This is a genomic window from Anaerovibrio sp. (assembly GCF_045637405.1).
Lineage (GTDB): Bacteria > Bacillota > Negativicutes > Selenomonadales > Selenomonadaceae > Anaerovibrio.
Window position 1 is genome coordinate 1 of sequence record NZ_JAZTZI010000008.1, and the last position, 8975, is coordinate 8975.

Annotated in this window: 10 protein-coding genes; 4 read left to right on the forward strand and 6 right to left on the reverse strand. The window is 38.1% G+C overall.

The features are described from left to right. Positions 1-18: 18 nt before the first annotated feature. From ACKI5G_RS00660 to ACKI5G_RS00685, 6 genes are all read right to left on the reverse strand, one after another. Positions 19-450: a hypothetical protein gene (locus ACKI5G_RS00660; RefSeq protein ID WP_407396659.1), complete on the reverse strand. Its 432-nt coding sequence runs from the start codon at positions 448-450 to the stop codon at positions 19-21. 349 nt (positions 451-799) lie between these two features. After that, entirely contained in the window at positions 800-2329 is a 1530-nt protein-coding gene (locus tag ACKI5G_RS00665) for an RNA-binding domain-containing protein (RefSeq protein WP_407396661.1), read from the reverse strand. A gap of 843 nt (positions 2330-3172) precedes the next feature. Further along, complete coding sequence (locus tag ACKI5G_RS00670; RefSeq protein ID WP_407396663.1) at positions 3173-3421, reverse strand: helix-turn-helix domain-containing protein; 249 nt, start codon at positions 3419-3421, stop codon at positions 3173-3175. Positions 3422-3587: 166 nt separating this feature from the next. After that, a complete protein-coding gene (locus ACKI5G_RS00675; RefSeq protein ID WP_407396665.1) occupies positions 3588-4124 on the reverse strand; it encodes a hypothetical protein in 537 nt (178 codons plus the stop codon). Positions 4125-4680: 556 nt separating this feature from the next. Further along, positions 4681-5973: an IS110 family transposase gene (locus ACKI5G_RS00680; RefSeq protein ID WP_407396667.1), complete on the reverse strand. Its 1293-nt coding sequence runs from the start codon at positions 5971-5973 to the stop codon at positions 4681-4683. A 235-nt stretch (positions 5974-6208) separates the two neighbouring features. Next, the gene (locus ACKI5G_RS00685) at positions 6209-6829 is read right to left on the reverse strand and encodes an HXXEE domain-containing protein (protein WP_407396669.1); all 621 of its coding nucleotides are present in this window, start codon (positions 6827-6829) and stop codon (positions 6209-6211) included. A gap of 128 nt (positions 6830-6957) precedes the next feature. On the opposite strand from ACKI5G_RS00685, the gene ACKI5G_RS00690 reads away from it, so the two are divergent. From ACKI5G_RS00690 to ACKI5G_RS00705, 4 genes are all read left to right on the forward strand, one after another. Next, a complete protein-coding gene (locus ACKI5G_RS00690; RefSeq protein WP_407396671.1) occupies positions 6958-7590 on the forward strand; it encodes a TetR/AcrR family transcriptional regulator in 633 nt (210 codons plus the stop codon). Next, a complete protein-coding gene (locus ACKI5G_RS00695; RefSeq protein WP_407396673.1) occupies positions 7538-8281 on the forward strand; it encodes an Rpn family recombination-promoting nuclease/putative transposase in 744 nt (247 codons plus the stop codon). Before ACKI5G_RS00690 ends, ACKI5G_RS00695 begins: the two co-directional genes overlap by 53 nt. Positions 8282-8316: 35 nt before the next feature. Beyond that, complete coding sequence (locus ACKI5G_RS00700; protein ID WP_407396675.1) at positions 8317-8502, forward strand: hypothetical protein; 186 nt, start codon at positions 8317-8319, stop codon at positions 8500-8502. A 254-nt stretch (positions 8503-8756) separates the two neighbouring features. Beyond that, positions 8757-8975, forward strand: a 219-nt coding sequence (locus ACKI5G_RS00705; RefSeq protein WP_407396677.1) for a transposase zinc-binding domain-containing protein, incomplete at its 3' end; no start/stop codon positions are given.

Consider the following 8975-nt stretch of genomic DNA (forward strand, 5'->3'; position numbering starts at 1 on the left):
AAAACAGGGGCTAGAAAGCTATTCAGTTACACATTCCAGGGCTTTATCATAAAGGGCTTCATAAAAGCTGCCCTTGTTGATGGTCCGATAATGAAAATCAAAAGGCTCACTTATTGTTGGTGACCAACCGGTTACATTGCCATTTTCATCATAGCCGGTTCCGGAAAGCATTACATATTGTTTGATGCTGTTCTTATCTCTGAAGGCAAATTTTGCCAAACCATATTTATTATCCAATGTGGTGGTTTTTATCCAACATATCACATTATCCCCAGCAAATCTTAGGTTCACCCTTTGCACTGATGATACATCAATTTCATAATCTACTTCATCTGTTGAAGTCACCCATTCCCACTGGGCAGCCTGGCAATATGAAATATTTGCATTGAAACACACAAAGGATAACAGTGTGGCGAGAATAAGAGATAATGGTAACTTATATTTTTTCATGTGTCTATTCCCCTATTTTCAAAAGCAAATCCTCAATACTGTTCCCGCTGAAGAACACCACTCTTTTCTTCAGCTTCCGGGACCGCTCAATCACTTTGTACCACTGGGCATGTGCCATATAATAAATTTCGAACGATTTTCGCACGCATTTTAAACTGTCAAAACCGCTTGTTTACTGGCTTGGTGTTCATAAGTACAGCCATTTCAAACGTATTTCGCACGCATTTCAAACGCATTTTGAACTCTCAAAACCGCTTATTTACTGGCTTGGCGTTCATAAGCACAGCCATTTCAAACGTATTTCGCACGCATTTCAAACGCATTTAGAACGAAGAATGAAAAACGCACATCAAATATGACGTTTTAAATGATCTAATGCAATTTGTAAATGTGTCAACATTTCAACACTTGCCATTTCCAAAACATATTTTGTAGCCTTTCCTCTTCCGACCCTTCTAATAATATGCTTATCATCTGCCAGTGACGTTATCGCTTTTCTCAGACGGTACTCGGTAATTCCCAGTATAGAAGCAATTTCTCGTATAGATTTATCCCAACCATTCTTTACCCAAAAACGTAATGCTAACTTCTCGTCATCTGTAAGATCCGGATATGAATCTGCCAAATCAATATTCCATATTTTTAATTCGGTGTGTTCTAAATTTGTCAAAATCTCTGGTCGTCTAAAATCATTTTCTATTGCAGTTTTATAAATAAGCGGACCACCAAAGCCTTGCCTTTCGGAGGCACCAAGCCATCTAAAGAATTTCATTATAATTTCATTCCTTGGTCTGGAATCGCCCCCAATAGCAAATTGGCTAGGTGATACAAGCATCTTTCCAGGATTGACAAAATTAAACCAACCGTCAAATGCTTCAATTTTAGTAGAAGGATACCCCTGAACATAATCTGCATGAGCCAAACAATTAACCAAACATTCTCTTACTGTTTCATCAAAATCAGAAAATGGTATTCTTAACTGATACTGGTCCAATTCAAATGATTCCTTTAACAATATTTGGATTTTGGAGTAGGTAATCATATAAAAATTAAACAGGTTCATTTGATAATCACTAGGCTCATCATCTGACACGCGATCAAGCCATCTAGGATTGTTTCCCCTGCGATTAAAATAGTCCAAATGATAATGTGGATATACTTCTCGAATGGAATTTACTTTCCCCAAAAATAGCAATGCTCCGCGCTTGAGTTTAAAGTCGCCAGTAACCCTGTCCTTAACTGCTCCGCCCAATTCAATCAAAAACGACTCATTATCCATCTCTATATATTTTTTCTTTGGATACCGTTTATTTACACGTTCTTTATACGCGAGCAAAGAATCAATATCTATATCATCCATATTAAATTTATCCAATACCAACCCATCCTGACTAGGCTTGGCATTTCTCATGAATGCGGCTATTTCTTCCTTGCTGGCTCTCCTATCTCCATCACCAGTCCGTATATACGTATTCTCCAATTTATCATTGATGTACACTGGTTTCATACCATCTGGAGCTTCTTTTACATTTATAAGAATTACCGTTGTATCACTATCAATCTTGTACTCCAAGACATCATCATTAGTTATATTCTTGTAACTAACCTTATTTTTATTATTTAATTGATCCCACAGACTGGTCAGGGTTTTTCCAACATTTCCAACCCCTATAATTTCATTGGTGCTTTTCTCTTTCCCTTCAACTACCCCTAAAACAACTACTCCGCCGGCAGTGTTGCAAAAAGAAGAGTATGTTTCCCAAAATGCATTTGGAAGCTCTTGTGCTTTCTTTAATTCTACATAATATTTTTCGCGAACATTAATGAGCCACTCTTTTAATTCTTCAATATTAGTAAAAAAAGCTCTATTGTTTTTCAAGATACTACCCTCCTAAAAAATGTCACATTTTCATACTGTACTATTATATACCATTTTAATTGAAGGTCCATGATTTCACAACACAAACAGTAAGTACACAGACAACAACGATGCCGAAGTCCTAACAGCGGGACTGGAGGTGCGGGGGCGTAATTATCTCAAAATATAAAACGCATTTCAAACGATTATCAAACGTATTTCAGACAGCTAAAGCCGCTTGTTTATTGGCTTTCTTTCCAAAGTCACATCATTTTCAAACGCATTTCGCACGTATTTCAAACGCAAATTTTCACGTTTTATAAGTTACACCCTTTATTCGCAATCCTCACCAGCAATTCACCAATATAGTAATTGCCTACTTCGAGCATGAAAAAAAGCCCTGGACCACATCAGCCAAGGCTTATGGCACATATTTCATTATTTTCTCAACTATACCATTAATATTATTCCTTGATAAATTATCCTTCTATAATCATAGGAAAAAGGGGGGTGCTGTGACAGTAATCTGAAAATCTTTAATTCATAAAAACTACTGCCAAAAAACATCCATCAGGCTGCTTAAACAACATATTTTCAATATAAACGAGGCGAATAACGTTGAAGCTAATTGCCATTACTTTTTCTATAGCGGAGGTACCTCTTGTTAGAATTCTTGTTGGAGCTTGTTGGAAAATATTTTTTCTCATTAAATTCTAACAAGCCCCCAAACTCAGATTCCACGCGGTTTTCAGCCCAACATATAACTTTTATCTTGATTGAAAAATCCTCTTTTATCAATTTTTCTTGTTAGAATTTTTCTCATTATCAACAAGAATCCAGCATTGAAACATCCACTTTGGATGCTCAATCCAATAACCCCTTCGCCTTCAACAGACGTAAATAATTCGTATAATCAAACGCTGCATCCAGTATATTATCAACAGTAATAATAAAATACTCTGCCAACAAACACAGCTCATTTAATTCTGGCTCTTTTTCCCCTGACTCCCATGCAGCATAATTCTCCTCACTTACACCCACAGCAACTGAAACATCCAGAACCGTAGCATTTTTTATTTGCCGGAGCCTCTTAAGGTTCCTTCCGAAATTCATTGTAAAACATCCCCATTTAAAACTTTTACTATCCCTCTCAATTGAACCCAAAATTCTATGAGCAATTGTTATGAAAAATCCTTTTAATTAACACATACATAAATTTCACCACCCACGGCCCAAAAGACCTATAATTTCAACAATGCCTATTATAACTATTTAATATCTATTGTCTAATATATTTTAAACATACACCCATGCGTTTTTCAATTTGTTCCTTGGACAAAAGAGCATAATTAGGTTTATTTTTTACTTTAGAATCATCAGAGGAAGTCTTTTTAGCTTCATCCTTATTTTCACTCTCTTTACTGTCCTTAGATGCAAATAATCCCTTAAAGAAGCCAACTACACCGCCACCTTCTGACTCTTTTTTAATTTGTTCAGCTTCCTTTTGGGCTCTTTCTGCTTCTTTGGCAGCTTCTTCAGCAGCTTTTGCAGCCTCTTTAGCTTCCTTTTCATCAGCGGCTTTTTTAGCCCTTATAGCTTCATCAGCAGCCTTTTGAGCGGCTTTTTCTGCTTTTTGTTGGGCTTCAAGTTCTCGTTTTTCTTGTATTCTCTGGTCCATAGCCGCTCTTTCTTCTGGAGTCATAGTTGCCATACTAACTACAAAGCTAAGGAAAAACACTGCAACACATACTCCTACGCCATACAGAGATTTCTTTTTTGGTTTTTTACGGATTAAGCATATCAAAAACCAAATCATACACCCTATTCCAGCCAAAAAAGAAATAATGCCTGTAATTTATGTTAAAGATTGCATGATGTTCCCCCCTGTTTCAATAATAGTTTCATTTGTTACTAATATTCTCCAATAATAAAAAACCCTTTTTAACCTCATCATATAATCAAGTCTTTTTTGTAGAAAACTCAAGGCTTTACAGCCTTCAATATCTCAGTAAATAAGCCATAATTACGGACATTTCAATACATCAAGTGCGAAAATAGCGGATTTGGGGTATACGAAATAGAACGTCATTCATTCGCTCTACTGGCCTTGTGTGTACCCATCCCTCTATGGCAGCTAACCTCCTATGTCCACCTGGATCATCTCTGTTGCCAGAGGTCCTAACTTCCTTCGTCCTGCCTGTCCATAACCAAGGTGTCAGCTATGCTCCCTAACGGGGTCGTGCCCCATGGATAATATTACTGCCGACTACTGGCTCATTCTTTGTCTTTCAGATTACTGACTTACTTCCTGCCACAGCACCTAAAATGGTGGACGTTACCTGTAACATTCTGTTATTTCAATAATTATCGTGTCATGCTGCCAGCATATATTCTGCTGGCCTTTTAATATCATTAACCATCTTACTGGCATCATATGTAACGCCCTTAGTAAGCATTGCATAAAACACCCTTATCAGTTTTGCAGATATTGCCATCAGAGACTGCATTTTCCTTAATGGATTGCAACTTCTCGTTGTATAGTAACCATGTAGATCCCTAAACTCCTTGTTCTTTGCCACAAGTGACATTGCAACCTCAAATAACAGATATCTAAGTCTCTTACGACCTCGTCTGCTTATTGTTGTCTTGCCCTTGTGTTTTCCAGAGCTGTTCTCTACTACAGCTAATCCAGCAAGTTTCTGCAACTCTTTAGGACTACTGAAACGGCTTATATCACCAACCTCAGCAAGAAATCCTGACACAGTCTTCATTCCTACGCCCTTAATATCCAACAGCTTCCCTGCCATTGGTATCTGCATAACCAAGTCTTCAATCAGTGTCATCACCTCTTGAAGCCGTGCCTTTTTGGACTCATAATCCTCAAAAAGCATTTTAATTTCCAGTCTTGCAGTAACAACACCTTCTTTGCAGCCAATGCTATGTTCAGCAGCTGTTATCAGGGTCTGTGCCCTCTTTATTCCTACTGCTCTTATCTTGGCATTTCTCCAAATCTGGTTTATTCCATCAACACCCAACGTCATGATGTCTTCAGGAAGTGGTGCTTCCTTAAGGATAAGCATTCCGCTGACAGCATCCGGTTTGCCGTATACTGTCCTGTATTCTGGAAAATATATACTGAACCAACGACATATCCTATTCTGAATTCTTGTAAGCTCCGACTGAAGCTGAAATCTGAGGTTTGATGCAGTTCTCAGTTCTGCATACACACCCTCTGGAAGATACGGTATCATATACCGTCCTTCACGTACCAATCCAGCTATTACTTTAGGATCCTTACGGTCATTCTTTGTAGGGTTATTGTCATCGAGTTCTTTTGACTTCTTTACGTGGTGAGGATTGACCAGTACTGGTTTCATCCCGTTTTCCTGAAGAAACTTACCGAGGTTAAACCAATAATGTCCAGTAGGTTCCATTCCCGGAACCACACGCTCCTTGCCATGCAATTCTTTGAGATTTTGAATCCATTCAGCAAAATCAATAAATCCAGCCTCGTCGTTAGTAAATTTAAATGGTTTCTTTGAATACTCAATACCTCTGAAATCAAATGCTCTGGCAAAATGTGTATCACTGCCAACATCTATTCCAAGTACCAAAGTAGTTTCTGTAATGGCTTCAATTTTCTTGTTCTGTGTGTTAAACTTCATTGTAGATACCTCTTTGTTTAATAAGATTTTTACTAACCTGCCAGTCAGTAGTCTTATTTTACTCTGAGGTATCTTTTATTTTCAACAACATCCACTATTTAAATTATACAGGAACCTCACTATAAGTTTAAAAATGTTTTTACCAAATAACCCCTTGCCTCTCCCCACCAGCTGGAGCATCCCAAAATAAAAAAAGGAGCCGCCATAAGCGACTCCTTGATTATTCTATTCTATTTTATTTCATGCCATATGCGGTTTGGTCAGTAAGCGCATATCCTTCTTTTTTGCCAAGGCCCCAGTAGATTTTTGAGCGAAAGCAAAAGAGGAAAACAGCCACAAACCATCCCACGGCAAGAACATAATCATACCAAAGATAAAGACTTGAATCGAACACATTTGTAAAATAATAAATACCAATAGGCCCCATTCCAAAGATTGCAGTCATAAATCCGGGATTGTAAAAACTTTTCAGCTTCACATTAAAGAGAAACAAATGCATAAAAACTTCCGCGAACAAAAACATCATGGCAGAAAGTGTTAGGAAAAATACATTTGGCAAAATGAGCGCCATGAAATACAGCAAAAACAGAAATCCCCAGTTGCCAAACATGGAACTTAAGTTATTGCAGTCCCACTTGGAAGAATCCATTTCGTTGCTACCCATCATCACTTTCATGCCCATAAGAGGAAATCCTCCGGGAAAGCCAAACTCTTCAAAGAAATGCAGAAACATCATGGTGATGGCAGCTAAAAGCAATTTTTGAGTAATGTTATCCGTTCCCAATATCGCAACTAAGGCTGACACCCCGGCAAAATATACAGAAATATAATGCCAGTTGTTTATTAGTTTTCTCATTTTCACGGCCTCCTCGCTAGTAGTCTTGACATTATGCGACACATTGTCTTATAATATTGTAAGACAATGTGTCGCATAATGTCAAGAAACAATTTACATAAAAGTGTCTTACGATGGGAGGCGGTGGCATGAAAAAACAGCCTGATGTAACAGAGGCGACCAAAAGAAGGATATTGAATGCATTTTGGGAATTGTTCAGCAGGGAATCACCTGAAAAAATTACTGCTGCAGCACTCTCTGCCGCAGCGGGGATTCATCGCAGCAGTTTTTACAGATATTTTGCAGATATTTATCAAGTCTTGGAGGTATTCCAAGAGGGATTGCTTTGTCATCTAAAGACAGAAGTTGAGACCATACAAGCAACCACGGACATATCATTGCCAACATATACAGAAAAGGTATCTGTATTGTTGATTGGCTCTGCAGATAAAATATATCGTCTGCTGAATTATAAGGGGTCTAATTTTCGTGAACAGTTCATTGAAACACTAAAACCAAATGTTAAAAAATATATCCCTCTCGACAGGCAAAATCCAAATATTGAATACATTACAGCCTTTATCATATCATCCATGCTATTCAATTTTACCTTTTGGTATGAGCATAAGGAACAATACGAATTATCTCAAGTCACGGCATTGGGGAAAAGCATCATCCTTCATGGCTTGCCAAAGTCACTGCCCCCATTTGAAATGGGAATTAGTGATTTTGAATACGGGTATGCCAGCAGTCCTTGTGGAGCTGGCCTTTATCTCAAATAAGGACGATGAGAAACTCCTATCCTATCCGGAGGAAGAAAAATCCATTGATGTTAGATTGGATAGCAAGAGCATTCGCCTTGATGTTTATGTTAATGACGACAAAGGCACTGTTTTTAATATCGAGATGCAGACCACCAAGGATATGGAAGAATTGGTGAAGCGCACCAGATATTACCAGGCAATGATAGACATTGACCTCTTGGAAAAAGGCCAGGACTATGAAGCATTGAACAATACATATATTATCTTCATCTGCACCTTTGAGGTATTTACTGGTAAACGCCATAAGTATACCTTTAGGAATATGTGCGCAGAGGATTATGGCATCGAACTTGAAGATGGTACAACAAAACTGTTCCTCAGCACCAAGGGTGAGAAGGATGATGTGTCTATGCCACTTAAGAATTTCCTTGATTATGTTGATGGCCATGCGCCAGCAGATGAACTGATGAAAGAAATTGACACAGAAGTTGAGCTGTCAAAGAGCCGTGATGAATGGAGGCGAGAGTATATGACTTTGGCATTGGAGATAGAAAAAGAGAAAAAACTGAGTTTGGAACAGGGTGAAATTGAAGGGCGAGTTAAATCAATAAAAAGCCTTATGAAAAATATGAAACTTTCTGCCGAGGCGGCCATGGAAGCGATAGGAATTCCCAAGGAGGATTTTTCGAAATATATAACTATGCTTTGATGTCAAAGAGCCGTGATGAATGGAGACGAGAGTATATGACTTTGGCATTGGAGATAGAGAAAGAGAAAAAGCAGAGCTGGGAAGCTGACAAGACTGAATGTAAGGTTGAAGTAGTAATTGACATGCTAAAAGAAAAGATGTCAATAGATATGATTGCCCGTTTCACAAAACTTACTGTTGACCAGATTAAGGAAATCGGCAAGAAAAATGCACTTCTATAACTGGGAAAATGTGATTTTAGCACTTAGCCTATATGGTTGGGTGCTTTTTTATTGGGGAGTGGAGCATGAATGTCAGATGCGTTTTAAGGCCAATTTCAAATCAAAGAGGTACAATCATACTAGCCAGGCTTTATACTTGGCTTTTTTAGTGTATAATGGCTAATTTATAAAAAAGTGCCTTCGACACTTCAACTCCCCAACCCCTCAATCATGAGGGGCTTTCTTTTTTTGTGACCTTCATGCATAATATAACTATGAATATATTGCAAAAAATCTTCTCCGAGAATCTGACAGAATTAGATAAACTTAATACCAGACCCGCTGTAATGAAGAATATTTATAAGATGGTCAACTGTGGTAATCCATCATTTGGTGGTGCAATGTATCATTGCCGGGATTGCAACTTCCTTAAATTTGTTCCCTTTAGGTGCCATAGCAGGTTCTGTCCTTCCTGTGGCACAAAATACGCCATG